The 24,590-nt window shown below is 68.9% G+C and carries 21 protein-coding genes; 17 read left to right on the top strand and 4 right to left on the bottom strand.

Annotated features, from left to right (window positions below; translation table 11 throughout):
* Positions 1-51: 51 nt before the first annotated feature.
* The 3 genes from DK254_RS30100 (at position 52) to ppa (ending at position 2,150) form a co-directional block, all read left to right on the top strand.
* Positions 52-711 carry a DedA family protein gene (locus DK254_RS30100; RefSeq protein WP_089389693.1) on the top strand — a complete coding sequence of 220 codons (660 nt, stop codon included), beginning with the start codon at positions 52-54 and terminating at the stop codon, positions 709-711.
* Between the two features lie 7 nt (positions 712-718).
* Positions 719-1,537, top strand: a complete 819-nt coding sequence (locus DK254_RS30095; RefSeq protein ID WP_109936760.1) for a zinc-dependent peptidase — start codon at positions 719-721, stop codon at positions 1,535-1,537.
* Between the two features lie 82 nt (positions 1,538-1,619).
* Entirely contained in the window at positions 1,620-2,150 is a 531-nt protein-coding gene (gene ppa / locus DK254_RS30090) for an inorganic diphosphatase (RefSeq protein ID WP_009615962.1), read from the top strand.
* A 246-nt stretch (positions 2,151-2,396) separates the two neighbouring features.
* Here ppa and DK254_RS30085 read toward each other — a convergent pair whose 3' ends face one another.
* A complete protein-coding gene (locus DK254_RS30085) occupies positions 2,397-2,957 on the bottom strand; it encodes a hypothetical protein (protein WP_256595988.1) in 561 nt (186 codons plus the stop codon).
* Between the two features lie 261 nt (positions 2,958-3,218).
* On the opposite strand from DK254_RS30085, the gene DK254_RS30080 reads away from it, so the two are divergent.
* Genes DK254_RS30080 through DK254_RS30070 form a run of 3 tightly spaced genes read left to right on the top strand, consistent with a single transcriptional unit; the run spans position 3,219 to position 5,827 of the window.
* Entirely contained in the window at positions 3,219-3,530 is a 312-nt protein-coding gene (locus DK254_RS30080; RefSeq protein WP_089389696.1) for a helix-turn-helix transcriptional regulator, read from the top strand.
* 48 nt (positions 3,531-3,578) lie between these two features.
* Entirely contained in the window at positions 3,579-4,781 is a 1,203-nt protein-coding gene (locus DK254_RS30075) for an MFS transporter (protein WP_109936759.1), read from the top strand.
* Complete coding sequence (locus tag DK254_RS30070) at positions 4,778-5,827, top strand: alkene reductase (RefSeq protein WP_109936758.1); 1,050 nt, start codon at positions 4,778-4,780, stop codon at positions 5,825-5,827. The genes DK254_RS30075 and DK254_RS30070 overlap by 4 nt, the downstream gene beginning before the upstream one ends.
* 377 nt (positions 5,828-6,204) lie before the next feature.
* Here the strand turns inward: DK254_RS30070 and DK254_RS30065 are convergent, their stop codons facing one another.
* Complete coding sequence (locus DK254_RS30065; RefSeq protein ID WP_109936757.1) at positions 6,205-7,044, bottom strand: ATPase; 840 nt, start codon at positions 7,042-7,044, stop codon at positions 6,205-6,207.
* A gap of 263 nt (positions 7,045-7,307) precedes the next feature.
* Between DK254_RS30065 and DK254_RS30060 the strand changes: the two genes are divergently transcribed.
* Positions 7,308-7,577: a hypothetical protein gene (locus tag DK254_RS30060; RefSeq protein ID WP_244160886.1), complete on the top strand. Its 270-nt coding sequence runs from the start codon at positions 7,308-7,310 to the stop codon at positions 7,575-7,577.
* A gap of 90 nt (positions 7,578-7,667) precedes the next feature.
* Here DK254_RS30060 and DK254_RS30055 read toward each other — a convergent pair whose 3' ends face one another.
* Positions 7,668-8,657, bottom strand: a complete 990-nt coding sequence (locus tag DK254_RS30055; protein ID WP_109936756.1) for an NAD(P)-dependent oxidoreductase — start codon at positions 8,655-8,657, stop codon at positions 7,668-7,670.
* A gap of 179 nt (positions 8,658-8,836) precedes the next feature.
* On the opposite strand from DK254_RS30055, the gene DK254_RS30050 reads away from it, so the two are divergent.
* Positions 8,837-9,889 carry a trans-acting enoyl reductase family protein gene (locus DK254_RS30050; RefSeq protein WP_109936755.1) on the top strand — a complete coding sequence of 351 codons (1,053 nt, stop codon included), beginning with the start codon at positions 8,837-8,839 and terminating at the stop codon, positions 9,887-9,889.
* Here DK254_RS30050 and DK254_RS30045 read toward each other — a convergent pair.
* Positions 9,876-10,775, bottom strand: a complete 900-nt coding sequence (locus tag DK254_RS30045) for a LysR family transcriptional regulator ArgP (protein WP_109936754.1) — start codon at positions 10,773-10,775, stop codon at positions 9,876-9,878. The two genes, DK254_RS30050 and DK254_RS30045, sit on opposite strands and share 14 nt — an antisense overlap.
* A 163-nt stretch (positions 10,776-10,938) precedes the next feature.
* Between DK254_RS30045 and DK254_RS30040 the strand changes: the two genes are divergently transcribed.
* The 9 genes from DK254_RS30040 to DK254_RS30000 all read left to right on the top strand — a co-directional run bounded on the left by DK254_RS30040 (position 10,939) and on the right by DK254_RS30000 (position 24,538).
* Complete coding sequence (locus DK254_RS30040) at positions 10,939-11,541, top strand: LysE/ArgO family amino acid transporter (RefSeq protein ID WP_109936753.1); 603 nt, start codon at positions 10,939-10,941, stop codon at positions 11,539-11,541.
* A gap of 311 nt (positions 11,542-11,852) precedes the next feature.
* On the top strand, positions 11,853-12,434 hold the full coding sequence (sodB, locus tag DK254_RS30035; RefSeq protein WP_043314054.1) for a superoxide dismutase [Fe]: 582 nt from the start codon (positions 11,853-11,855) through the stop codon (positions 12,432-12,434).
* A gap of 193 nt (positions 12,435-12,627) precedes the next feature.
* On the top strand, positions 12,628-14,700 hold the full coding sequence (locus DK254_RS30030; protein WP_109936752.1) for a bifunctional diguanylate cyclase/phosphodiesterase: 2,073 nt from the start codon (positions 12,628-12,630) through the stop codon (positions 14,698-14,700).
* A gap of 134 nt (positions 14,701-14,834) precedes the next feature.
* On the top strand, positions 14,835-16,169 hold the full coding sequence (locus DK254_RS30025; RefSeq protein ID WP_109936751.1) for an imelysin family protein: 1,335 nt from the start codon (positions 14,835-14,837) through the stop codon (positions 16,167-16,169).
* 177 nt (positions 16,170-16,346) lie between these two features.
* Complete coding sequence (locus tag DK254_RS30020) at positions 16,347-17,765, top strand: di-heme oxidoredictase family protein (protein ID WP_109936750.1); 1,419 nt, start codon at positions 16,347-16,349, stop codon at positions 17,763-17,765.
* 10 nt (positions 17,766-17,775) lie between these two features.
* Complete coding sequence (locus tag DK254_RS30015; protein ID WP_109936749.1) at positions 17,776-18,837, top strand: imelysin family protein; 1,062 nt, start codon at positions 17,776-17,778, stop codon at positions 18,835-18,837.
* 87 nt (positions 18,838-18,924) lie between these two features.
* A complete protein-coding gene (locus DK254_RS30010) occupies positions 18,925-20,022 on the top strand; it encodes a DUF1513 domain-containing protein (RefSeq protein WP_109937350.1) in 1,098 nt (365 codons plus the stop codon).
* A 261-nt stretch (positions 20,023-20,283) separates the two neighbouring features.
* Positions 20,284-21,396 carry an efflux RND transporter periplasmic adaptor subunit gene (locus DK254_RS30005; protein ID WP_109936748.1) on the top strand — a complete coding sequence of 371 codons (1,113 nt, stop codon included), beginning with the start codon at positions 20,284-20,286 and terminating at the stop codon, positions 21,394-21,396.
* An 88-nt stretch (positions 21,397-21,484) separates the two neighbouring features.
* The gene (locus tag DK254_RS30000; RefSeq protein WP_109936747.1) at positions 21,485-24,538 is read left to right on the top strand and encodes a multidrug efflux RND transporter permease subunit; all 3,054 of its coding nucleotides are present in this window, start codon (positions 21,485-21,487) and stop codon (positions 24,536-24,538) included.
* The last annotated feature ends 52 nt before the right edge of the window (positions 24,539-24,590 follow it).

Here is a 24,590-nt window from a genome sequence, read left to right as displayed (position 1 = left end):
CGCCTATAATGCCGGGCTCGGCAGTTCACCACGCGGTTTTCAAGGCTCTTCATGGATTTCAACCCGATCGACCTCGTCCTGCACCTCGACACCTATCTCTCGCTGCTGGTCAACAACTACGGAGCCTGGATCTACGCCATCCTGTTCCTGGTGATCTTCTGCGAAACCGGCCTGGTGGTAACGCCCTTCCTCCCCGGCGACTCCCTGCTGTTCATCGCCGGCGCCATCTGCGCCACCGGCGGCATGGACCCGTGGCTGCTCGGCGGCCTGCTGCTGTTCGCGGCCATCAGCGGCGACAGCACCAACTACGTGATCGGCCGCACCCTGGGCAAACGGCTGTTCAGCAACCCGGACTCCAAGGTGTTCCGCCGCGACTACCTGGACCAGACCCACGCCTTCTACGAGCGCCACGGCGGCAAGACCGTGACCCTCGCGCGCTTCCTGCCGATCGTGCGCACCTTCGCGCCCTTCGTCGCCGGCATGGCCTACATGCCCTACCTGCGCTTCCTGTTCTTCAGCGTCGCCGGCAGCATCGCCTGGGTCGGCGGCCTGGTCACCCTGGGCTACTTCTTCGGCAACGTGCCCTTCATCAAGCAGAACCTGTCGGTGATGATCATCGCCATCATCGCCTTCTCCCTGGTGCCCATGCTGATCGGCGTGGTCCGCCACAAGCTGGCGCGCCCCACCAAGCCGCAGGCCTCGGAGCGCTGATACCGCGATGTGGTCGTTCAGCGCCTGGCGCCGCCGGCGCTTCCTCGCCCGCCACCCGCTGGACGCGCAACTGTGGGCCGAGGTGCTGCGGCGCCTGCCGATCCTCGACGGCCTGGGCGAAGAGGAACTGCGCCTGCTCGGCGAGCGGGCGCTGCTGTTCCTGCGCGACAAGCACCTGACCGCCCTGCCCGGCGTCGAGTTGGACGACTTCCGCTGCCTGCTGCTGGCGGCCCAGGCCCAACTGCCGCTGCTGCACCTGCCGGAGCTGAACTGGTACGGCGGCTTCCACGAACTGGTGCTCTACCCGGACGACTTCCTCAGCCCGCAGAAGCACCGCGACCCGGCCGGGGTGATCCACGAGTTCGACGACGAACGCAGCGGCGAGACCTCGCTGCAGGGCCCGGTGGTGCTGGCCTGGCCCGGGGTGGAGAACGGCGGCGGCTGGGACGCCTACAACCTGGTGATCCACGAACTGGCGCACAAGCTGGACATGCTCGACGGCGACGCCAACGGCCTGCCGCCGCTGCACCGCGACATGCGCATCAGCGACTGGTCGGCGGCCATGAAATCGGCCTACGACGAAATGAACCGCAAGCTCGACCGCCATCCCGGCGCGCACACCGCCATCGACCCCTACGCCGCGGAAAACCCGGCGGAATTCTTCGCCGTCACCAGCGAATACTTCTTCACCGCCCCGGACCTGCTGCACCAGGCCTATCCGAAGGTCTACGAGCAACTGGCGCTGTTCTACCGGCAAGATCCGCTTGCGCGCCTGCAGCGGTTGCAGCGCGAGCACCCCGACTATCAGGAAACTCCGGCGCACTGAGCGATGTCTGTGGCTTGGCCACGGCAATCTGCCTATAATCCGCCGCACTTTTTCGGCCCGACCAACCCCCTTGGAGTCGTCCATGAGCTACAGCAGCATCCCGGCTGGCAAAGACCTGCCGAACGACATCTACGTCGCCATCGAGATCCCGGCCAACCACGCGCCGATCAAGTACGAGATCGACAAGGACACCGACTGCCTGTTCGTCGACCGTTTCATGGCCACCCCGATGTTCTACCCGGCCAACTACGGCTTCATCCCCAACACCCTGGCCGACGACGGCGACCCCCTGGACGTGCTGGTCGTGACCCCCTACCCGGTGGCCCCGGGTTCGGTGATCCGCGCCCGTCCGGTCGGCGTGCTGAACATGAGCGACGAAGCCGGCGGCGACGCCAAGCTGATCGCCGTGCCGCACGACAAGCTGAGCGTGCTGTACCACGACGTGAAGGAATACACCGACCTGCCGGCCCTGCTGCTGGAGCAGATCAAGCACTTCTTCGAGAACTACAAGGACCTCGAGAAGGGCAAGTGGGTCAAGGTCGAAGGTTGGGGCAACGCCGAAGAGGCCCGCTCCTACATCACCAAGGCCGTCGCCGCCTTCCAGGCCAAGTGATGGTCGCGGGGTGACCCGCCACGAAGAAGCCCCGCCCCGCGCGGGGCTTTTTTCTGCGCGCGAAAGGCACGCCCGTCGCAACGACGGCGCCTGGCGGAAATGCCATTAGGCAAGCCCGGCCGAATTTGCTAAAGTGCGCGCCCACGACGCCGGCGCCAGCCGCGTCCACAGAATTCAAAGGCGGTCGCGGCTTACCAGAAGTAAGGACGGGCCACCCCCTGAAGAGCCGGCCACAAGCTGGCTTTTTTAATGCCCGCGGGAAACCCCGGCCTCGCGCCAGTCCTGCCCCCGGCTGCCCAGCTCGGCCCTGCCCCAGCACCAGACCGCCAGCGCCAGCACCAGGTGGAAGATGTCCACGCGGGCCACGACGGACCATTCGCCGCGCGTTCCCACCAGCAGTCCCGCCGCGGCGAACAGCACGGCCCCGGCGAGCGCCAGCGGCCAGCGCCGCGAACGTCCGCGGCGGACGATGGCCAGCAGCGCCAGCAGGTTGACCGCCAGCGACGGGCCGTCCGGCAGCAGCGACATGACGGCGCAGAGCCCGGCCACCGCCAGGTTCAGCCCCCAACCGCCCACACCGCCCAGGGCGATCAGTAACAGCCCCAAGCGCCCGGCGATGTCCGATGCCTGCTGGTGCAACGGCGCCAGCGCATCCAGCCCGGCATACTCCAAGGCTCCCAGCAATGCCGCCAGGCCGAACAGCGCGAACCCCGGCACGGCCCAGCCCTGGCGCCGCCGCAGGCTGCCCAGTGCAGCCCACAGGCAAGCGGCGAACAGCAGAAGCTCGCAGAACACGTGCAAGATCATGCCGAAGCCTTCGGCCATCGCCGCCCGGTCCATTCGCAAATGCGCGCTCCCATTTTCCCCCTCCCGTGGTTGCCGTCCGACAAGCCTATCCAGCCATCGACCGCCTCGCCCGGCCGCGGGCGACAGTTGGCCGGGCCAATGGCGCCAGCCCCGCGGCCGCCTACTATCAACCCCATCGATCATCATTATCGGCCCAAACGAATTCATATCGCTTTTCATCGATATATAGTTCGTTCCCAAGCGATACACACAAAGGCAGCGATGAGCGAAGCACTGAACCTCGACGAAATCTTCAAGGCCCTGGCCCACCCCGTGCGGCGCGACATGCTGCATTGGCTGAAGGACCCGGAGCGCTATTTCGACGAGCAGGAGCACCAGCCTTTCGCCATCGGCGTCTGCGCCGGGAAGTTCGACCAGCGCACCGGGTTGTCGCAATCCACCGTCTCGGCGCATCTGGCCACCCTCCAGCGCGCCGGGTTGGTGACCAGTCGGAAAATCGGCCAGTGGCATTTCTTCAAACGCAATGAGGAAACCATCGCGGCCTTTGTTCGCCACCTGAGCGAAGCGCTGTAGCCGCAGCGAACTGCCTAGAACATCCCACTCTTTTCCAGGAGCAGGCGCATGCCCCTTCCGCTTCTCGTCCTCGCCTTGTCCGCGTTCGCCATCGGCACCACGGAATTCGTCATCATGGGCTTGCTGCCGGACGTCGCCGGCGACCTCGCCGTCTCCATCCCCAGCGCCGGCTGGCTGGTCAGCGGCTATGCCTTCGGCGTGGCCGTGGGCGCGCCCATCATGGCGCTGCTCACCGCCAGGCTGCCGCGCAAGCGCGCGCTGCTGATGCTCATGGGCATCTTCATCCTCGGCAACTTCCTCTGCGCGGTGGCCGCCAGCTACGGCATGCTGATGCTGGCGCGGATCGTCACCGCGCTCTGCCATGGCGCCTTCTTCGGCATCGGCTCGGTGGTCGCCGCCGGCTTGGTGCCGGCCAACCGCAAGGCCTCCGCCGTGGCCCTGATGTTCACCGGGCTGACCCTCGCCAACGTGCTCGGCGTGCCGCTGGGCACCGCCCTCGGCCAGGCCGCCGGCTGGCGCTCGACCTTCTGGGTGGTGACCGTCATCGGCGTGTTCGCGCTGATCGGCCTGTGGCGCATCCTGCCCGCCGGGCATGACGAGGAAGCCGTGGACATGCGCCAGGAAGCCGCGGCCCTGCGCAGCGGCCAGCTGTGGCTGGCGCTGGGCACCACCGTGCTGTTCTCCGCCGCGGTGTTCGCCCTGTTCACCTACGTCGCCCCGCTGCTGGGCGAGGTCACCCAGGTGTCGCCGCGCGGCGTGACCTGGACCCTGGTGCTGATCGGCCTGGGCCTGACCCTCGGCAACATCCTCGGCGGCCGCCTCGCCGACTGGCGCCTGGGCACCACCCTGGCGGGGGTCTTCGCCACCATGGCGGTGGTCTCCGCGGCGCTGAGCTGGACCAGCCATTCGCTGCTGCCGGCCGAGATCACCCTGTTCCTCTGGGCCGCGGCCGCCTTCGCCGCCGTGCCGGCCCTGCAGGTCAACGTGGTGCGCGTCGGCCAGGGCGCGCCCAACCTGGTCGCCACCCTGAACATCGGCGCCTTCAACGTCGGCAACGCCGTCGGCGCCTGGGTCGGCGGCAGCGTCATCGACCACGGCCTGGGCCTGACCCGCGTGCCCCTGGCCGGCGCCCTGCTCGCAGTGCTGGCGCTGATCGCGGTGATGATCGCCTTCAGCGGCAGGCCCAACCAGACGCAACCCGTCCTCGACCGAACCCCGGATCAACCCCGTAACGGAGCACCGCAGCAATGACCACGCTCTTCGACCCCATCACCCTCGGCGACCTGCAACTGCCGAACCGCATCATCATGGCCCCGCTGACCCGCTGCCGCGCCGACGAGGGCCGCGTGCCCAACGCGCTGATGGCCGAGTACTACACCCAGCGCGCCGACGCCGGCCTGATCCTCAGCGAAGCCACCTCGGTGACGCCCATGGGCGTCGGCTACCCGGACACCCCCGGCATCTGGTCCGACGACCAGGTGCGCGGCTGGAGCAACGTGACCAAGGCCGTGCACGCCAACGGCGGGCGCATCTTCCTGCAGCTGTGGCACGTGGGCCGCATCTCCGACCCGCTGTACCTGAACGGCGAGACGCCGGTGGCGCCCAGCGCCATCAAGCCGGCCGGCCACGTCAGCCTGGTGCGCCCGCTGAAGGAATACGTCACCCCGCGCGCCCTGGAGACCGAGGAGATCGCCGACATCGTCGAGGCCTACCGCCAGGGCGCCGAGAACGCCAAGGCCGCCGGCTTCGACGGCGTGGAGATCCACGGCGCCAACGGCTACCTGCTCGACCAGTTCCTGCAGAGCAGCACCAACCAGCGTACCGACCAGTACGGCGGCTCCATCGAGAACCGCGCGCGCCTGCTGCTGGAAGTCACCGACGCCGCCATCGAAGTCTGGGGCGCCGGCCGCGTCGGCGTGCACCTGGCGCCGCGCATGGACTCCCACGACATGGGCGATGCCGACCCGCTGGCCACCTTCGGCTACGTGGCCCGCGAACTGGGCAAGCGCGGCGTGGCCTTCATCTGCACCCGCGAGAAGGAAGGCCCCGACAGCATCGGCCCGAAACTGAAGGAAATCTTCGGCGGCCCGTACATCGCCAACGAGCGCTTCACCAAGGCCAGCGCCAACGAATGGCTGGCCAGCGGCAAGGCCGACGCGGTGGCCTTCGGCGTCCCCTACATCGCCAACCCGGACCTGGTGGAGCGCCTGGCCAAGGACGCACCGCTGAACGAAGCGCATCCGGAGACCTTCTACGCCAAGGGCCCGGTCGGCTACCTGGACTACCCGCGGCTGTAAGGGCTGGCCAGGGCATGAAGAAAAGGGCGCCTCCTGGAGGCGCCCTTTTTCGTTTGTGGCGTGGCGCTTTTCGTATGCGAAGAGCCAAGAGCCAAGAGCCCCTCTCCCCAGCCCTCTCCCTGAAGGGAGAGGGAGCCGTACGGCGTGAAGCGTAATCCCAGTGCTCATTGCTACCACGGTGTTGCCGGTGAGCGCCGATATGCCCGTTGGCACGGACAGTCCCCTCTCCCTTCAGGGCGGGGCGCGCAGCCGAGGGTTAGGGAGAGGGAACGGAGCCAACCCAAAGCACGAAAGCCACCAGTGAATACCGTTCAGAAGCTATGTAGGAGCGCGCCCTGCGCGCGAATCGCGGGCAGGGCCCGCTCCTACACGGATGCTCAACGGTTGGTCAACTGCTGCTGGAGGTTCTGCACCTGCGCCTGCAGCGCATTGATGTTGCGCGTGACCTGGGCGCGGAAGGCGTCGAACTCGGCGGTGCTGCCGCCCTGCTGGCCCTGCTTGCCCTCGACTTCGCTGCGCAGGATCAGCAGGTCGTCCTGGATGCTCTTGATCGACTGGCTCTGGTCACCGCGCTTCTTCAGCGCCGCGATGTCGGCGCTCAGGTTCTGGATCTGCGCGTTGGCGCTGGCCAGGTCGCCCTGCAGGCTCTTCACCTTGGCCTGTTCGTCGGCCAGCGACTTGATCTTGCCGTCGAGCTGGGCGATCAGTTGCGCGGCGCTGTCCTGCTGGGCCTTGAGTTCGTTGCCCAGATGGTCGAGGCGCTTGGCCTGCTGGCCGTCGATCTGCGACAGCGAATCCTGCTGCTGGCGCGCCTGGTCGACTAGCCGACCCTGCAGTTGCTTGACCTGCAGCTTGAGCTGCTCGCGCTCGCTGGTGACGGAGGATTCGTTCTGGACGAACTTGCCGCGGATGTCGTCGAGGCGGCCGGCGGCTTCCTCGCTGATCTTGGCGAAGCTTTCCTGGGTGGCGATCAGTTGCTGCTCCATCAGCGCCAGTTGCTGGTGGCTCCACCAGGCCACGGCGCCCAGGGCGATGGCCATGGCCGCGACCAGCGCCCACAGCGGGCCGGTGCTGGCGCCGCCCTTGGGCTGGGGTGCCAAGCGCTTGCCGTCGGGCTCGTAGACGCGGCGCGGATGGTGGCCGAACTCGTCGCGGTCGGCGGCGTCGGTGGTCAGGCTGGGCACATCGTCGAAGTCGTCGAAACTGTCGTTACGCATGAAGGAAACCTGTGGAGGGAAAGCGGCATGGCGCCTGCGCAGGGCGCAGTATATCCGTTCGCGCCGGGACCTTGGACAGCGCGCCATCGGGGGGCGCGGCGCACCGCGGCGGCGCGCGCCGGCCCTGGCAGAGACCACGCCGGCGCGGCCGGGGTTCCCGCCAGGCCGCGGAAATAGTGGCGAGGAGACAGTATGGCATATGCCTTGCTCCGCCTCCGCACCGGCGCCGCCCTGGCGCCCACTGCGGGGGAGGGAGTTGGGTGATCGAATTCAACAAGGCCATCCTGGATTGCATGCGCGAACTGCGCCGCCGTCTGCGCGAGGAACAGGCGCTGGACATCCAGTTCCAGCAAGCCGACGCCATCGCGCTCATGCTGCACGCCTGCGAGGGCTCCAGCCGCGAGGGCACCCGCGAGCTGGGCCAGCGCCTCAGCGAACTGAGCGGCGTGCGCCTGCCGCGGGTGGTGCAGGAGCCGAGCTTCCTGCCCAGCGAATCCGGGCAACGGCATTACTCGGGACCGTTGCGCGGGTGACGCCGGGGTCGAGCGCAGCAATATCCCGGGCGATGGGTTTCGCTGCGCTCCACCCATCCTACGAAAGCGATGAAAGCCGCGACGGCGGCTTCAGAGGCCGCTGGCCTTCCACCAGTCGCAGAACTCGTCCACCGCGTCCCACAGGCTGGCGCGCGGCTCGTAGCCGAGGAACTGGCGGGCGCGGCCGATATCCAGGCTGAAGTCCTTGGCCAGCACCGCCATGCCCATGCGCGTCAGCACCGGCTCGGGGCGGCCCGGGCGCAGGTAGCACAGGCCCTCGTTCAGCGCCGCCAGCGACCAGGCCAGGGGATAGGGCATGTGCGCGGTCACCGGCGGCAGGTCGAGGCGGCGCATCACGTAGTTGACCACGTCCCACAGCGGCACCGGCTGGCCGTTGCTGATGTTGTAGGCCTGGCCGAGCGCCGTGCCGGTGACCAGCAGCGCGCTGAACAGGGCGTCGTTGAGGTTCTGCACGCTGGTGAAGTCGACCTTGTTCAGGCCCTTGCCGATGATCTTCAGCTTGCCCTTGCGCTGCGCCGCGATCATCCGCGGGAAGATGCTGGTGTCGCCGGCGCCGGTGACGAAGCGCGGGCGCAGCGCCAGCACCTCCAGGCCGAACTCGGCGGCGCCCAGGGCGACCTTTTCCGACTGGTACTTGGTGGCGCCGTAGTGGTTGGCGAAGCGCGTCGGCACCTGGTCCTCGTTCAGGCCGACGTGGGCGCGGCCATCGAAGTAGATCGACGGCGAGGACAGGTGCACCAGGCGCCGCACGCCCTGCCTCAGGCAGGCCTCGACCACGCTCTCGGTCATCACCACGTTGGCCTGGTGGAAGTGTTCGTAGGAGCCCCACACGCCCACCGCGCCGGCGCAGTGCACCACGGCATCCACGCCATCGCACAGGCGCCGCACCAGGGCCGCGTCCGCCAGGTCGCCCGGCATGAACTCCGCGCCCCGCCGCACCAGCGGCTCCAGGGCCTGGGCGCGGCGGCCGTTGACGCGCACCGCCAGGCCCTGCTCCAGGGCGAAACGGGCGAAACGCCCGCCGATGAACCCGCTGGCGCCGGTGACCAGAATCTTCATGCACGCACCTCTATAGTTGTTGTCTGCCGACTCTAGCAGGCCACCCGCCCGGCCACGCTGGCCGCGCACGCCAGAACAGCGTCCTTGCGGGCCGCCCGACTCGCGGCCGGGTGACAAGCCGCGTCGCGGCCGGTTAGAACCACGGCGATCCTTCCCCGTTCCCTGTGCGAGGCCTCCGAATGAGCAAGCCCTACTGGATGATCTACGGCGCCAACGGCTATACCGGCCGCCTGGTGGCCGAGGAGGCCCGGCGCCAGGGCCTGAGCCCGCTGCTGGGCGGGCGCGACCCCGCCACCGTGCAGGCCCTGGGCAGCGTGCTGGGCCTGGAGTGCCGGGTGTTCGGCGCCGACGGCGCAGCCGAGGCCCTGGCCGACGTGGCCGTGCTGGCCAACTGCGCCGGCCCCTTCTCCGCCACCGCCGCCCCCCTGCTGGAGGCCTGCCTGGCCAATGCCACGCACTACGTCGACATCACCGGCGAGATCGGCGTCTTCGAACACGCCCACGGCCTCGACGAGCGCGCCCGCGCCGCCGGCTGCGTGGTCTGCCCCGGCGTCGGCTTCGACGTCATCCCCACCGACTGCGTCGCCGCCTGCCTGGCCGAGGCGCTGCCCGACGCCACCCAGCTGGCGCTGGGCTTCGACACCGGCAGCGGGCTCTCGCCGGGCACCGCCAAGACCACGGTGGAAGGCCTGAAACTGGGCGGCAAGGTGCGCCGCGACGGCCGCCTGGTCGAGGTGCCGCTGGGCTACAAGCGCCGCGACATCGACTTCGGCCGCGGCCTCAAGCACGCCGTGAGCATTCCCTGGGGCGACGTCGCCACCGCCTTCTACAGCACCGGCATCCCCAACATCGAGGTGTACCTGCCGGCGCCGCCGCTGGCGGCCCTGGGCATGCGCCTGATCGACCCGCTGCGCCCGCTGCTGGGCCGCGACGGCGTCCAGCACTGGCTCAAGCAGCAGGTGCAGCGGCGCGTGAAGGGCCCCGACGAGCAGGCGCGCAGCCGGCTGCGCACCTGGGTCTGGGGCGAGGCGCGCAACGGCCGCGGCGAACGGCGCACAGCGCGCCTGGAGACCGCCAACGGCTACGACGTCACCGTGCACGGCGTGCTCCTGGCCGTGCGCCACCTGCTCGGCCACGACGGCCCCGGCGGCTATTTCACCCCGTCGCAGCTGTTCGGCCCGCGCTGCGTGGAGGCCTTGCCGGGCAGCGGGCGCATCGTCATTCGCGGCTGATCGGCACCAGGCTGGCCGCGGCCCGGCGCAGCAGGTGCGCGGTCAGCGCGGCGAGCAGCTCGCCGCCGTTGCGCCAGTGGTGCCAGTACAGCGGCACGTCGATCACCTGGCCCGGCAGCAACTCCACCAACTCGCCTCGGGCCAGCTCGCCGCGCACCTGCTGTTCCGGCACCAGGCCCCAGCCCAGGCCGCCGCAGGTCATGCGCACGAAGCCCTCGGACGAGGGGCACAGGTGGTAGATGAAGGTGCCGTCCACGCCGAGGTCGGCGAGGTAGCGGTGCTGCAACTGGTCGTCGGGGCCGTAGACGATGGCCGGCACCCGCGCCAGCGCCTCGGCCCGCACGCCCCCGGGGAAGTGCCGGGCGACGAAGGCCGGGCTGGCCAGGCCGCGGTAGCGCATCGCCCCCAGCGGCTCGCTGCGCGCGCCCGCCACCGGCCGCGGGCTGGCGCACAGGCAACCGGCCACCTCGCCGGCGCGCATGCGCTTGAGGCCCACCTCCTGGTCTTCCACCACCAGGTCCAGCAGCACCTTGCGCTCGGCGCAGAAGTCGCCGACGGCATCGGCCCACCAGGTCGCCAGGCTGTCGGCGTTGAGCGCCAGGCGCAGGCGCTCGGGCGAGCCGCCCTCGTCCAGCGCCGGCACCCACTGCTGCAGGTCGCCCTCCAGCAGGCGCACCTGCTGCACGTGGTTGAGCAGGCGGCGGCCCAGCTCAGTGGGCTGCGGCCGCGCCGCGCGCACCAGCACCGGCTGGCCGACGCGCGCCTCGAGCAGCTTGATGCGCTGCGAGATCGCCGACTGCGACAGGCCCAGGGCCTGGGCGCCGCGCTCGAAGCCGCCCTGCTCCACCACGGCGGCCAGGGCCGCGAGCAATTTGTAGTCGAACATCAGTTTTCCTAATGAGCCATCAACAGGATTCGTTTTCCTTATACAGGCACAGGCCGCAGACTCGCCAGGCATTCCCCCCCGAACCCACCCACCGGAGCCCGACCATGCCTGGCCTGATCACCCCCGTTACCTCGCTGCCCTACAGCCAAGGGAGGGCCTGAACATGTGGCAGAGCTACCTCAACGGCCTGCTGGTGGCCGCCGGCCTGATCATCGCCATCGGCGCGCAGAACGCCTTCGTCCTGGCCCAGAGCCTGCGCCGCGAGCATCACCTGTCGGTGGCCGCGCTCTGCGTGCTGTGCGACGCCATGCTGGTCAGCGCCGGGGTGTTCGGCCTGGCCAAGGTGCTGGCGGAGAACCCCACCCTGCTGGCCGTGGCCCGCTGGGGCGGAGTGATCTTCCTGGTCTGGTACGGCGCCAAGGCCCTGCGCCGCGCCATCGCCCCCCAGGCCATGGCCGACGCCGGGCAGACCGGCCCGCGCTCGCGCCGCGCGGTGCTGCTGGCGGCGCTGGCGGTGACCCTGCTCAACCCCCACGTGTACCTCGACACCGTGCTGCTGATCGGCTCCCTCGGCGCCCAGCAGGCCGCCCCCGGCGCCTACGCCATGGGCGCGGCCAGCGCCTCGCTGCTGTGGTTCTTCACCCTGGCCCTGGGCGCCGCCTGGCTCGCGCCCTGGCTGGCGCGCCCGGCCACCTGGCGCCTGGTCGACCTGATGGTGGCGGTGATGATGCTGGGCATGGCCAGCCAGCTGGCGTTCGCCGCCTGAGCCCCGGCGGCGAAACGGATCGAACCCCCGGGCCCCACGGCAGTCCACCCCAGTGCACGGGAACGCCGCGCACCGGCGCTGGCGCGCGGCTTTGCCCCTACAGTTGCTGCGTGGATATGCCGGGGGGCGGGTGCTATGATCCGACCTTCGCGGCGCCAGCCTGCCAGGCCTGCTGGACGCACCCGACGCGCGCCCCACTCTGCGGAACAGGGGCGCTACGTACGATGCCGCGACAATCACCGAACCGGCCCCGTGTACCGGTCGCGCGTTCGCCGCGCTAGCCCTGACCTGAGGAAGATAGGAGAGACACCATGGCTTTCGAATTGCCGCCGCTGCCTTACGCCAAGAACGCCCTTGAGCCGCACATTTCCGCGGAAACCCTGGAATACCACCACGACAAGCACCACAACACCTACGTCGTGAACCTGAACAACCTGATCCCCGGCACCGAGTTCGAAGGCAAGAGCCTGGAAGACATCGTCAAGACCTCTTCGGGCGGCATCTTCAACAACGCGGCCCAGGTGTGGAACCACACCTTCTACTGGGAATGCCTGGCTCCCAACGGCGGTGGCCAGCCCACCGGCGCCCTGGCCGACGCCATCAACGCCGCCTTCGGTTCCTTCGACAAGTTCAAGGAAGAGTTCACCAAGACCGCCATCGGTACCTTCGGCTCCGGCTGGGCCTGGCTGGTGAAGAAGGCCGACGGCTCCCTGGCCCTGGCCAGCACCATCGGCGCCGGCAACCCGCTGACCAGCGGCGACACCCCGCTGCTGACCTGCGACGTGTGGGAACACGCCTACTACATCGACTACCGCAACCTGCGTCCGAAGTACGTCGAGGCGTTCTGGAACCTGGTGAACTGGGACTACGTGGCGAAGAACTTCGCTGCCTGATACCCTCGGCTCACCCGCGGAAACCCGGCCTGGAGCCGGGTTTCTGCTTTCTGCGCGCCAGAAGGGCAAGGCTCGGCTAACCTGAGGGGCGGATTTGGTCGGAAAAAGGGTGATGGCCCTTTGACGTCAAAGCTCCGTTTGCCAATACTCAGACCAGTCTTTCGCCGGATGGCGATGAACAAGGAAAGCACCCTTGAAACTGGACCCCCGGCACAGGCTCTCCCTCAAGCTGCTGCGCGTCGTACTGCTCGCGGCGCTGGTGGTGGGGGTCGTCCTGAGTTGCGCGCAGATCGTCTTCGACGCCCACAAGGCGCGGCAGGCGGTGCACAACGACGCCCAGCGGATCCTCGCCATGGTCCGCGACCCGTCGACCCAGGCGGTCTACAGCCTGGACCGCGACATGGCCATGCAGGTGCTCGAAGGCCTGTTCCAGCATGAAGCGGTGCGCTACGCCGCCATCGGCCACCCCGACGAGCCCATGCTGGCGGAAAAATCCCGCCCGCTGCTGGACTCGCCCACCCGCTGGCTCACCGACCCCATCCTCGGCCCCGAGCAGCACTACTCCATCCGCCTGGTCGGCCGCGGCGAGCCCGGCGAATACTACGGCGACCTGAAGATCACCCTGGACACCGCGCCCTACGGCCAGGACTTCGTGGTCACCTCGGTGATCATCTTCCTCTCCGGCATCCTCCGCGCCCTGGCCATGGGCCTGGTGCTGTTCCTGGTCTACCACTGGCTGCTGACCAAGCCGCTGTGGCGTATCATCGACCACCTCACCAGCATCAATCCCGACCGTCCCGGCGAGCACAAGCTGCCGATGCTGGCCGGCCACGAGCACAACGAACTGGGGCTGTGGATCAACACCGCCAACCAGTTGCTCGAATCCATCGAGCGCAACGGCCACCTGCGCCGCGAGGCGGAGAACAGCCTGCTGCGCATCTCCCAGTACGACTTCCTCACCGGCCTGCCCAACCGCAAGCTGCTGCAGCAGCGCCTGGACCAGATCCTCTCCGACGCCGGCCGCGAGCAGCGCCGCGTGGCGGTGCTGTGCCTGGGCCTGGACGACTTCAAGGGCATCAACGAGCAGCACGGCTACCAGTTCGGCGACCAGCTGCTGATCGCCCTGGCCGACCGCCTGCGCGGCCACAGCGCCCAGCTCGGCGCCCTGGCGCGCCTGGGCGGCGACCAGTTCGCCCTGGTCCAGGCCGACGTCGAGCAACCCTACGAGGCGGCGGAGCTGGCCCAGCAGATCCTCGACGACCTCGAACTGCCCTTCCAGCTCGACGAGCAGCCGGTGCAACTGCGCGCCACCATCGGCATCACCCTCTACCCCGAGGATGGCGAGAGCACCGAGAAGCTGCTGCAGAAGGCCGAGCAGACCATGACCCTGGCCAAGACCCGCTCGCGCAACCGCTACCAGTTCTACATCGCCAGCGTCGACAGCGAGATGCGCCGCCGCCGCGAGCTGGAAAAGGACCTGCGCGAGGCGCTGTCGCGCAACGAGCTGCACATCGTCTACCAGCCGCAGGTGGACTACCGCGACCACCGCGTGGTCGGCGTCGAGGCCCTGCTGCGCTGGCAACACCCGACCCAGGGCTGGGTCGCGCCGGACCTGTTCATCCCCCTGGCCGAACAGAACGGCAGCATCTTCTCCATCGGCGAATGGGTGCTCGACCAGTCCTGCAAGCAGTTGCGCGAGTGGCACGACCAGGGCTTCGACGACCTGCGCCTGGCGGTCAACCTGTCCACCGTGCAGCTGCGCCACAGCGCGCTGCCGCGGGTGGTCAGCAACCTGCTGCAGATCCACCGCCTGCCGCCACGCTCGCTGGAGCTGGAAGTCACCGAGACCGGCCTGATGGAAGACATCTCCACCGCCGCCCAGCACCTGCTCAGCCTGCGCCGCGCCGGCGCCCAGATCGCCATCGACGACTTCGGCACCGGCTACTCCTCGCTCAGCTACCTGAAGAGCCTGCCGCTGGACAAGATCAAGATCGACAAGAGCTTCGTCCAGGACCTGCTGCAAGACGACGACGACGCCACCATCGTCCGGGCCATCATCCAACTGGGCAAGAGCCTGGGCATGCAGGTCATCGCCGAGGGCGTGGAGACCATCGAGCAGGAGGCGTACATCATCGCCCAGGGCTGCCACGAGGGGCAGGGCTACCTGTACAGCAAGCCGCTGCCGGCGCGCGAGCTGACCCTCTACCTGAAGCAGGCGCGGCGCCTGGCCGAGGCCGCCGGCAGCTCCAGCATCGAGCGACGCTGAGGCCGCGGTGGGGCGGCAATAGCCATTTGCTGGCTATTCGCTGCGCCGGCCTTTTCAAAAATGCAAATCTTTCGCATTATGTTGCCGCTTTCTTTGCGCATCTCTTCGCGCCACCCCATGCTAAGGAACCCGTCATGACTCGTATGCCCTGGGCCACTGCCAGCCTGCTGGCCATCGCCATCTCCCTCGCCGGCTGCGGCGACGACAAGAAAGAAGCTTCCGCCCCGGCCACCCCGGCCGCCAGCACCCAGAGCGCCGCCCCGGCGGCCGCCAAGGTCGACGAGGCCGCGGTCAAGGCCGTGGTGAAGAACTACGCGGACATGGCGGAGGCCGTCTTCAGCGACTCCCTGACCACCGCCCAGGCGCTGCAGAAGGCCGTCGACGCCTTCCTCGCCAAGCCCAGCGAAGAAACCCTCAAGGCCGCCCGCGAAGCCTGGCTGGCCGCGCGCGTGCCCTACTCGCAGAGCGAAGCCTTCCGCTTCGGCAACAAGGTGGTCGACGACTGGGAAGGCGCGGTCAACGCCTGGCCGCTGGACGAAGGCCTGATCGACTACGTCGCCAAGGACTACCAGCACGCCGAGGGCAACCCGGCCGCCAGCGCCAACATCGTCGCCAACACCGAGATCCAGGTCGGCGAAGACAAGATCGACGTCAAGGAAATCACCGGCGAGAAGCTGGCCAGCCTGAACGAAGTGGCCGGCTCCGAGGCCAACGTCGCCACCGGCTACCACGCCATCGAGTTCCTCCTCTGGGGCCAGGACCTCAACGGCACCAAGCCCGGCGCCGGCAACCGCCCCTACACCGACTACGTCCAGGGCAAGGACTGCACCAACGGCCACTGCGACCGCCGCGCGGCCTACCTGAAGGCGGTCACCGACCTGCTGGTCACCCAACTGGAGGAAATGGTCGGCAACTGGAAGGCCGGCGTCGCCGACAACTACCGCGCCAAGCTGGAAGCCGACGGCGCCGACGCCAACCTGCGCAAGATCTTCTTCGGCATGGGCAGCCTGTCCCTGGGCGAGCTGGCCGGCGAGCGCATGAAGGTGGCCCTGGAAGCCAACTCCACCGAAGACGAGCACGACTGCTTCAGCGACAACACCCACCACACCCTGTACTTCAACGCCGAAGGCATCCGCAACATCTACCTGGGCGAGTACAAGCGCGTGGACGGCAGCGTGGTCAAGGGCCCGAGCGTGGCCGACCTGGTGGCCAAGGCCGACGCCCAGGCCAACACCGACCTGAAGGCCGACCTCGACGCCACCCAGGCCAGGATGCAGGCCATCGTCGACCGCGCCGAGAAGGATGGCGTGCACTTCGACCAGATGATCGCCCCGGCCGACGAGGCCGACCACAAGATCATCAGCGACACCATCGCCTCCCTGGTCAAGCAGACCGGCGCCATCGAGAAGGCCGCCGCCGCCCTGGGCATCCAGGACCTGAAGCCGGACAACGCCGATCACCAGTTCTGATCGACGCCCGCGCTGCGGCAACCCGCCGCAGCGCATGCCGGTTGAGCCAAGGCCCCGCTAGCCGGGGCCTTGGCATTTCATCCGGGCCGACGCGGCAATAGCGAATACAAATTTTTAATATTTGCATTTGCCCAACTGCTAAGATGGCCCGCCCGTTTTCCAGCCTGGATCGCCTCGATGTACCGCCGTCCAACCGCCACCCTCGCCGCCCTGCTCGCCACCCTCGCCCTCGCCGGCTGCGGTCGCGAAGAGCCCAGGGCGGTGGCCGAACCGGGCGAGGCGCTGTCCGGCGGCGGCGCCACCGTCTACCAGGCCGACCGCAACGCCTACTCCATGCCCTCGGGCAACCTCACGCCCAGCCGCCGCCTGGACTTCAGCGTGGGCAACAGCTTCTTCCGCAACCCCTGGGTGATCGCGCCCACCACCACCACCGCGCGCGACGGCCTGGGGCCGCTGTACAACACCAACGCCTGCCAGAACTGCCACATCAAGGATGGCCGCGGCCATCCGCCGGGGCCCAAGGACATCAACGCGGTGTCCATGCTGGTGCGCCTGTCGATCCCCGCCGGGCCCGGCGACGCCCGCACCCTCAAGCGCCTGGGCGTGGTGCCCGAGCCGGTCTACGGCGGCCAGCTGCAGGACTCGGCGATCCCCGGCGTGGCGCCCGAGGCGCGGGTGCGCGTGGACTACGAGCCGGTGAAGGTGAGCTTCAGGGACGGCACCGAGGTCGAGCTGCGCAAGCCGATCCTGCGCCTGACCGAGCTGGGCTACGGCCCCATGCACCCGGACACGCAGTTCTCCGCCCGCGTCGCCCCGCCGATGATCGGCCTGGGCCTGCTGGAGGCCATCCCCGAGGCCGCCATCCTGGCCAATGCCGACCCCGGGGACCGCAACGGCGACGGCATCCGCGGCCGCGCCAACCGCGTCTGGGACGAGGCCCGCCAGCAGACCGTGCTCGGCCGCTTCGGCTGGAAGGCCGGGCAGCCCGACGTGGCGCAGCAGAACGCCCACGCCTTCTCCGGCGACATGGGCCTGACCAGCCCCCTGCTGGCCGCCGACGACTGCACCGAAGCCCAGGTCGCCTGCCGCCAGGCCGTCGACGGCGGCAAGCCCGAGGTCAGCCAGCGCATCTTCGACCAGGTCGCCTTCTACGCGCGCAACCTGGCGGTGCCGGCGCGGCGCAAGGTCGACGACCCGCAGGTGCTGGCCGGCAAGGCGCTGTTCCACCAGGCCGGCTGCGCCGGCTGCCACACCCCGAAGTTCACCACCGGGGCCGACGCCGCCGAGCCGGAACTGGCCAACCAGGTGATCCGCCCCTACAGCGACCTTCTACTACATGACATGGGCGAGGGACTCGCGGACAATCGCCCGGAATTTCTCGCCAGCGGACGCGACTGGCGCACCCCGCCGCTGTGGGGCATCGGCCTGACCGAGGTGGTCAACGGCCATACCCAGTTCCTCCACGACGGGCGCGCGCGCAACCTGCTGGAAGCCGTGCTCTGGCACGGCGGCGAGGCCGAGGCGGCCAGGCAGCGGGTACTGGCCTTCGACGCCGCGCAGCGCAGCGCCCTGCTGGACTTCCTGAATTCACTCTAAGGAGCCGAACATGTTCCGCCCCCGACTACTGCTCACCAGCCTCGCCATCGCCCTGGGCGCCTGCTCGCCGCAGGACCCGCAGGCGACCACCAGCGCCGCGCTGGCCCAGCAGGTGATCCTGCCGGCCTACGGCCGCTGGGTCGACGCCGACCGCGCGCTGGCCGCCAGCTCCCTGGCCTTCTGCCAGGGCAAGGAAGAACTGGCCCGCGCCCGCGCCGACTTCGTCGCCGCGCAGAAGGCCTGGGCCGAGCTGCAGCCGCTGCTGATCGGCCCGCTGGCCGAGGGCAACCGCGCCTGGCAGGTGCAGTTCTACCCGGACAAGAAGAACCTGGTGGCGCGCCAGGTCGAGCAGTTGCTCAGCGGCGGCGCCGAGATCACCCCCGCCACCCTGGCCAAGTCCAGCGTGGTGGTGCAGGGCCTGACCGCCTACGAGTACATCCTCTTCGACGCCAGGATCGACCTCGCCGACGCCGCTACCCGCGCGCGCTACTGCCCGCTGCTGGAAGCCATCGGCGAGCACCAGCAGGCCCTGGCCCAGGACATCCTGGCGCGCTGGAAGGCCGACAACGGCATGCTCGCGCAGATGAGCAAGTTCCCCAACGAGCGCTACGCCGACGCCCACGAGGCCATCGCCGAGATGCTCCGTGTGCAGGTCACCGCCCTGGACATGCTGAAGAAGAAGCTCGGCACCCCGCTGGGCCGCCAGAGCAAGGGCATCCCGCAGCCGTTCCAGGCCGAGAACTGGCGCAGCGACGCCTCCCTGGCCAGCCTGGAATCCAGCCTGAACGGCGCCGAGGCGCTGTGGAAGGGCTCCGACGGCAAGGGCCTGCGCGCCCTGCTGCCGGGCGAGCAGAAGGACCTGGCCGGCAAGATCGACGCCGCCTACGCCGACGTCCACGGCAAGTTCGCCGCGCTCAGGCAGCCCCTGGGCGAACTGCTCAAGGACGACGCCGGCATCAAGCAGCTCAACGAGCTGTACGACAGCCTGAACGTGGTCCACCGCCTGCACGAGGGCGAGCTGGCCAAGGCATTGGGCGTGCAGCTGGGCTTCAACGCCAACGACGGCGACTGACCGCCGAGCGTCGGCCAGGCGTCGTTGGAGAGACGCCTGGCGCTGGCTCGCCAGGTCAAGGTGAACGATGTGAAAGAGGTGAACGCCATGCTGCGACGTCACGTGATCGGCCTGGGCAGCCTGCTGCTCGGCGCCCTCTCCTTCGGCGGCTGGACGCTGTCGCGCAAGGGCCGGGAGCCCCTGCTGCTGTCCGCCCGCGACGACGCGGACGGCAAGCACTACGCGGTGGGCTACCGCCTGGACGGCCAGTGCGCGTTCGCCACCGAGGTGGGCCTGCGCTGCCACGCCATCGTCCAGCACCCGAGCCTGCCGCTGGCGCTGTTCGTGGCCCGCCGCCCGGGGCGCCAGAGCTACCTGGTGAGCCTGGAGGACGGCCGCCTGCTGCAGACCCTCGATTCACAGCCGGACCGCCACTTCTACGGCCACGGCGTGTGGCACGGGGACGGCGAGTGGCTCTACGCCACCGAGAACGACACCACCGACCCGGGCCGCGGCCTGCTCGGCATCTACCGCTTCGACGGCGAGCGCCTGGCGCACACCGGCGAGGTGCCGACCCATGGCCTGGGCCCCCACGAAGTGGCCTGGCTGCCCGACGGCGAGACCCTGGTGGTGGCCAACGGCGGCATCCGCACCGAGGCCGAGAGCCGCGTGGAAATGAACCTCGACGCCATGGAGCCGAGCCTGGTGCTGATGCACCGCGACGGCGCGCTGATCTCCAAGGAAACCCTGGCCCAGCAGATGAACAGCGTGCGCCACCTGGCCATCGCCGCCGACGGCACCATCGTCGCCTGCCAGCAGTTCATGGGCGACGCCCACGAGGCCGCCGACCTGCTCGCCATCAAGCGCCCGGGGCAGGCCTTCCAGAGCTTCCCGCTGGGCGAGGAGCAACGCCAGGCCATGGTCCAGTACACCGCCAGCGTGGCGGTGCACGACGAACTGCGCCTGGTGGCCCTGACCGCACCGCGCGGCAACCGCTTCTTCATCTGGGACCTGGACAGCGGCGCCCTGCGCCTGGACGCGCCGCTGCCCGACTGCGCCGGCGTCGGCGCGGTGAAGGACGGCTTCGTGGTCACCTCCGGCCAGGGCCGCTGCCGCCTCTACGACTGCCGTGGCGAGAAGATCGCCGCCCAGCCGCTGCAACTGCCCCCGGCGTTCTGGGACAACCACCTGCACCTGGCCTCCTGAGCCGCGCCCGGCGAGCCCTCGGCGCAGAGGGCGCGCTCGCCTTGCGGGGCAACGCTAAATCCCCCGGCGGGGGAAACGTCCTGCAATCAAGGTACTTTGACGCGGAAGCGAACTCCGTCTAATGTGCGCACTTCTGCCCCGCAACGGGGCATTCCCGACAGGCTCCGGGAAGCGAAGCAGTCCCGCGAACGCAGGGCCGGCCATGCAGGAACGGGCCCCTCGCGGCGCAGAGCCGCCAGGCACTCACCAAGGAACAGGAACATGTTGCGCCGCATGCTGATCATGCTCGGCGCGGTCGCCGTCATAGTCGCGGTGCTCGCCGGCTCCAAGTATCTCTCCATCCAGAAGCAGATCGCCCAGTTCACCGCGCCGCGCCCGCCGGTCAGCGTCACCGCGGTGAAGGCCGAGGCGCTCACCTGGCAGAGCCGCCTGCCGGCCATCGGCACCCTGCGCGCCAACCAGGGCGTGGTGCTCACCGCGGAAGCCTCGGGCACCGTGCGCCAGGTGCTGTTCGCCTCCGGCGAGAAGGTCCGCGTCGACCAGCCCATCGTGCAGCTGGAGAACGACGTCGAGGCCGCCACCCTGCGCACCGCCGAGGCCGACCTCAACCTGGCCCAGGTGGAGTTCGAGCGCGGCCGCAGCCTGGTCGGCCGCCAGGCCATCTCCAAGAGCGAGTTCGACCGCCTGGCCGCGCAGCTGCAGCGCTCCAGCGCCACGGTCGCGCAGCTCAAGGCGGCGCTGGCGAAGAAGCGCGTGCTCGCCCCCTTCGGCGGCACCATCGGCATCCGCCAGGTGGACATCGGCGACTACGTCTCGCCGGGCACGCCCATCGCCACCCTGCAGGACCTCTCCACCCTGCTGGTGGACTTCTTCCTGCCGGAACAGGACTTCCCCCGCCTGCAGGTCGGGCAGCGCGTGCTGGTCACGGTCGCGGCCTACCCGGGCCAGGTGTTCGAGGCGCGCATCCAGGCGCTGAACCCGCGGGTGGACAACGAGACGCGCAACCTGCAGGTGCGCGCGGCCATGGCCAACCCCGACGGCAAGCTGCTGCCGGGAATGTTCGCCAGCCTCGAGGTGCAGCTGCCGGAAACCGCGCAGCGCGTGGTGGTGCCGGAGACCGCCATCGCCTTCACCCTGTACGGCAACTCGGTGTACGTGGTGGTGCCCAAACAGGACAAGGACGGCAAGCCGCAGAACGACGCCAAGGGCCAGCCGCTGCTGGCCGTGGAGCGCCGCTTCGTCAAGGTCGGCGAGCGCCGCGAAGGCAAGGCGGTGATCCTCGACGGCCTGAAGGTCGGCGAGCCGGTGGTGACCAGCGGCCAGCTCAAGCTGGACAGCGGCACGCCGGTGGCCATCGTCGACGACGTGCGCTGACCCGCAACCGATGCACAGGGCGGCCCGCGCGGCCGCCGAACCCCGCGCGGCCACGGCCGCGCGGGCGCAACGACAAAGGACTGGAACCATGGCCTTTACCGATCCCTTCATCCGCCGCCCAGTGCTGGCGACGGTGGTCAGCCTGCTGATCGTCCTGCTCGGCATGCAGGCCTTCAGCCGCCTGGTGATCCGCGAATACCCGCAGATGGAGAACGCGCTCATCACCGTCACCACCTTCTACGCCGGGGCCAACGCCGAGACCATCCAGGGCTACATCACCCAGCCGCTGCAGCAGAGCCTGGCCAGCGCCGAGGGCATCGACTACATGACCTCGGTGAGCCGGCAGAACTACTCGGTGATCTCCATCTACGCGCACATCGGCGCCAACACCGACCGCCTGGTGACCGAACTGCTATCGAAGATCGGCGAGGTGAAGACGCAGCTGCCGCCCGACGCCGAGGACCCGGTGCTGGATAAGGAGGCCGCCGACGCCTCGGCGCTGATGTACATCAGCTTCTACAGCGAACACATGGACAACCCGCAGATCACCGACTACCTGTCGCGGGTGATCCAGCCCAAGCTCGCCACCCTGCCGGGCATCGCCGAGGCGGAAATCCTCGGCAACCAAGTGTTCGCCATGCGCCTGTGGCTGGACCCGGTGAAGATGGCCGCCTACGGCATCACCGCCAGCGACATCGACGACGCCGTGCGCAAGTACAACTTCCTCTCCGCCGCCGGCGAGGTGAAGGGCGAGCTGGTGGTCACCAGCGTCAACGCCGCCACCGACCTGAAGTCGCCGGAGGCCTTCGCCGCCATCCCGCTGAAGACCCTCGGCGATCGCCGCGTGCTGATGAGCGACGTGGCGCGGGTGGAACTGGGCGCGGCCAGCTACGACTCGGTCAGCTCGTTCAACGGCATTCCCTCGGTGTACATCGGCATCAAGGGCACGCCCAGCTCCAACCCGCTGGACGTGATCAAGGAAGTCCGCGCCAAGATGCCCGAGCTGGAAGAGCAACTGCCGCCAGACCTGAAGGTGTCCATCGCCTACGACGCCACGCGCTTCATCCAGGCTTCCATCGACGAGGTGGTGAAGACCCTCGGCGAGGCCATCCTCATCGTCATAGTGGTGGTCTTCCTGTTCCTCGGCGCCTTCCGCTCGGTGCTGATCCCGGTGGTGACCATCCCGCTGTCGATGATCGGCGTGCTGTTCTTCATGCAGCTGATGGGCTATTCCATCAACCTGCTGACGCTGCTGGCCATGGTGCTCGCCATCGGCCTGGTGGTGGACGACGCCATCGTGGTGGTGGAGAACATCCACCGCCACATCGAGGACGGCAAGTCGCCCTTCCAGGGCGCCATCGAAGGGGCGCGGGAAATCGCCGTGCCGGTGGTCACCATGACCATCACCCTGGCCGCGGTGTACGCCCCCATCGGCTTCCTCAGCGGCCTGACCGGCGCGCTGTTCAAGGAGTTCGCCTTCACCCTGGCCGGCGCGGTGATCATCTCCGGCATAGTGGCGCTGACGCTGTCGCCGATGATGTGCTCGCGCCTGCTGCGCCACGAGGAAAACCCCAGCGGCCTGGCGCACCGCCTGGACCTGATGTTCGAGGCCCTGAAGCGGCGCTACCAGCGCAGCCTCCACGCCACCCTGGACAACCGCCCGGTGGTGCTGACCTTCGGCGTGCTGGTGCTGGCGATCATCCCGCTGCTGCTGGTGTTCACCCACAAGGAACTGGCGCCGGAGGAAGACCAGGGCATCGTCTTCCTCATGGCCAACGCGCCGCAGACCGCCAACCTGGACTACCTGAACAAGTACACCAGCCAGTTCGAGGGCATCTTCCGCAGCTTCCCCGAGTACTACTCGGCGTTCCAGATCAACGGCTACAACGGCGTGCAGGCCGGCATCGGCGGCATGCTGCTCAAGCCCTGGGACGAGCGCCAGCGCAGCCAGATGGAACTGCTCCACGCGGTGCAGGCGGAACTGGACAAGATCCCCGGGCTGCAGATCTTCGGCTTCAACCTGCCGTCGCTGCCGGGCACCGGCGAAGGCCTGCCGTTCCAGTTCGTGATCAACACCGCCAGCGACTACGAGTCGCTGCTGCAGGTGGCCGAGCGGGTGAAGAAGCGCGCCGAGGCATCCGGCAAGTTCGCCTTCCTCGACCTCGACCTGGCCTTCGACAAGCCGGAGCTGGTGGTCGATATCGACCGCGCCAAGGCGGCGCAGATGGGCGTGTCCATGCAGGACCTGGGCGTCACCCTGGCCAGCCTGCTGGGCGAGGGCGAGATCAACCGCTTCACCATCGACGGGCGCAGCTACAAGGTGATCGCCCAGGTCGAGCGGCACTTCCGCGAGAACCCCGACTGGCTGGGCAGCTACTACGTGAAGAACGGCCGCGGCGAGCTGCTGCCGCTGTCCACCGTGGTGACCCTGCACGAGCGCGCGCGGCCGCGCCAGCTCAACCAGTTCCAGCAGCTGAACTCGGCGATCATCTCCGGCGTGCCGCTGGTGAGCATGGGCGACGCCATCGACAGCGTGAAGCAGATAGCCGAGCAAGAGTCGCCGCGCGGCTTCGCCTTCGACTATGCAGGCGCCTCGCGGCAGTTCGTCCAGGAAGGCAACGCGCTGATGCTGACCTTCGCCCTGGCCCTGGCGGTGATCTTCCTGGTGCTGGCGGCGCAGTTCGAGAGCTTCCGCGACCCGCTGGTGATCATGGTCACGGTGCCGCTGTCGATCTGCGGCGCGCTGGTGCCGCTGTTCCTCGGCCTGTCGAGCCTGAACATCTACACCCAGGTGGGCCTGGTGACGCTGATCGGGCTGATCAGCAAGCACGGCATCCTCATCGTCGAGTTCGCCAACCAGCTGCGCCACGAGCGCGGCCTGGGCGTGCGCGAGGCCATCGAGGAAGCCGCGGCCATCCGCCTGCGGCCGGTGCTGATGACCACCGCGGCCATGGTCCTGGGGGTGATCCCGCTGCTGCTGGCCACCGGCGCCGGCGCGGTGAGCCGCTTCGACATCGGCGTGGTGATCGCCACCGGCATGAGCGTGGGCACCCTCTTCACCCTGTTCGTGCTGCCCTGCGTGTACACGCTGCTGGCGAAGAAGGACCTGGCGCCCGCGGCCGAACCGACGCCAGCGCACTGAACGGACGGAGTCCGCTCCTACGGGGCAGGATAGATACCGTTGTAGGAGCGGG

It is taken from the genome of Pseudomonas sp. RW407, from assembly GCF_003176655.1.
In the GTDB taxonomy this organism is placed as follows: domain Bacteria; phylum Pseudomonadota; class Gammaproteobacteria; order Pseudomonadales; family Pseudomonadaceae; genus Pseudomonas; species Pseudomonas delhiensis.
Note: the sequence above shows the minus strand (reverse complement) of the source record. Positions and strands in the feature narration are given on the sequence as shown.

Excerpts from the sequence above, each read along its gene's own strand:
- DK254_RS30020 (WP_109936750.1), top strand. The coding sequence starts at position 16,347 with ATGTACCGCCGTCCAACCGCCACCCTCGCCGCCCTGCTCGCCACCCTC.
- DK254_RS30050 (WP_109936755.1), top strand. The coding sequence starts at position 8,837 with ATGAGCAAGCCCTACTGGATGATCTACGGCGCCAACGGCTATACCGGC.
- sodB (WP_043314054.1), top strand. The coding sequence starts at position 11,853 with ATGGCTTTCGAATTGCCGCCGCTGCCTTACGCCAAGAACGCCCTTGAG.
- DK254_RS30025 (WP_109936751.1), top strand. The coding sequence starts at position 14,835 with ATGACTCGTATGCCCTGGGCCACTGCCAGCCTGCTGGCCATCGCCATC.
- DK254_RS30000 (WP_109936747.1), top strand. The coding sequence starts at position 21,485 with ATGGCCTTTACCGATCCCTTCATCCGCCGCCCAGTGCTGGCGACGGTG.
- DK254_RS30040 (WP_109936753.1), top strand. The coding sequence starts at position 10,939 with ATGTGGCAGAGCTACCTCAACGGCCTGCTGGTGGCCGCCGGCCTGATC.
- ppa (WP_009615962.1), top strand. The coding sequence starts at position 1,620 with ATGAGCTACAGCAGCATCCCGGCTGGCAAAGACCTGCCGAACGACATC.
- DK254_RS30010 (WP_109937350.1), top strand. The coding sequence starts at position 18,925 with ATGCTGCGACGTCACGTGATCGGCCTGGGCAGCCTGCTGCTCGGCGCC.
- DK254_RS30015 (WP_109936749.1), top strand. The coding sequence starts at position 17,776 with ATGTTCCGCCCCCGACTACTGCTCACCAGCCTCGCCATCGCCCTGGGC.
- DK254_RS30055 (WP_109936756.1), bottom strand. The coding sequence starts at position 8,657 with ATGAAGATTCTGGTCACCGGCGCCAGCGGGTTCATCGGCGGGCGTTTC.
- DK254_RS30080 (WP_089389696.1), top strand. The coding sequence starts at position 3,219 with ATGAGCGAAGCACTGAACCTCGACGAAATCTTCAAGGCCCTGGCCCAC.
- DK254_RS30045 (WP_109936754.1), bottom strand. The coding sequence starts at position 10,775 with ATGTTCGACTACAAATTGCTCGCGGCCCTGGCCGCCGTGGTGGAGCAG.
- DK254_RS30065 (WP_109936757.1), bottom strand. The coding sequence starts at position 7,044 with ATGCGTAACGACAGTTTCGACGACTTCGACGATGTGCCCAGCCTGACC.
- DK254_RS30005 (WP_109936748.1), top strand. The coding sequence starts at position 20,284 with ATGTTGCGCCGCATGCTGATCATGCTCGGCGCGGTCGCCGTCATAGTC.
- DK254_RS30085 (WP_256595988.1), bottom strand. The coding sequence starts at position 2,957 with ATGATCTTGCACGTGTTCTGCGAGCTTCTGCTGTTCGCCGCTTGCCTG.
- DK254_RS30095 (WP_109936760.1), top strand. The coding sequence starts at position 719 with ATGTGGTCGTTCAGCGCCTGGCGCCGCCGGCGCTTCCTCGCCCGCCAC.
- DK254_RS30070 (WP_109936758.1), top strand. The coding sequence starts at position 4,778 with ATGACCACGCTCTTCGACCCCATCACCCTCGGCGACCTGCAACTGCCG.
- DK254_RS30100 (WP_089389693.1), top strand. The coding sequence starts at position 52 with ATGGATTTCAACCCGATCGACCTCGTCCTGCACCTCGACACCTATCTC.
- DK254_RS30075 (WP_109936759.1), top strand. The coding sequence starts at position 3,579 with ATGCCCCTTCCGCTTCTCGTCCTCGCCTTGTCCGCGTTCGCCATCGGC.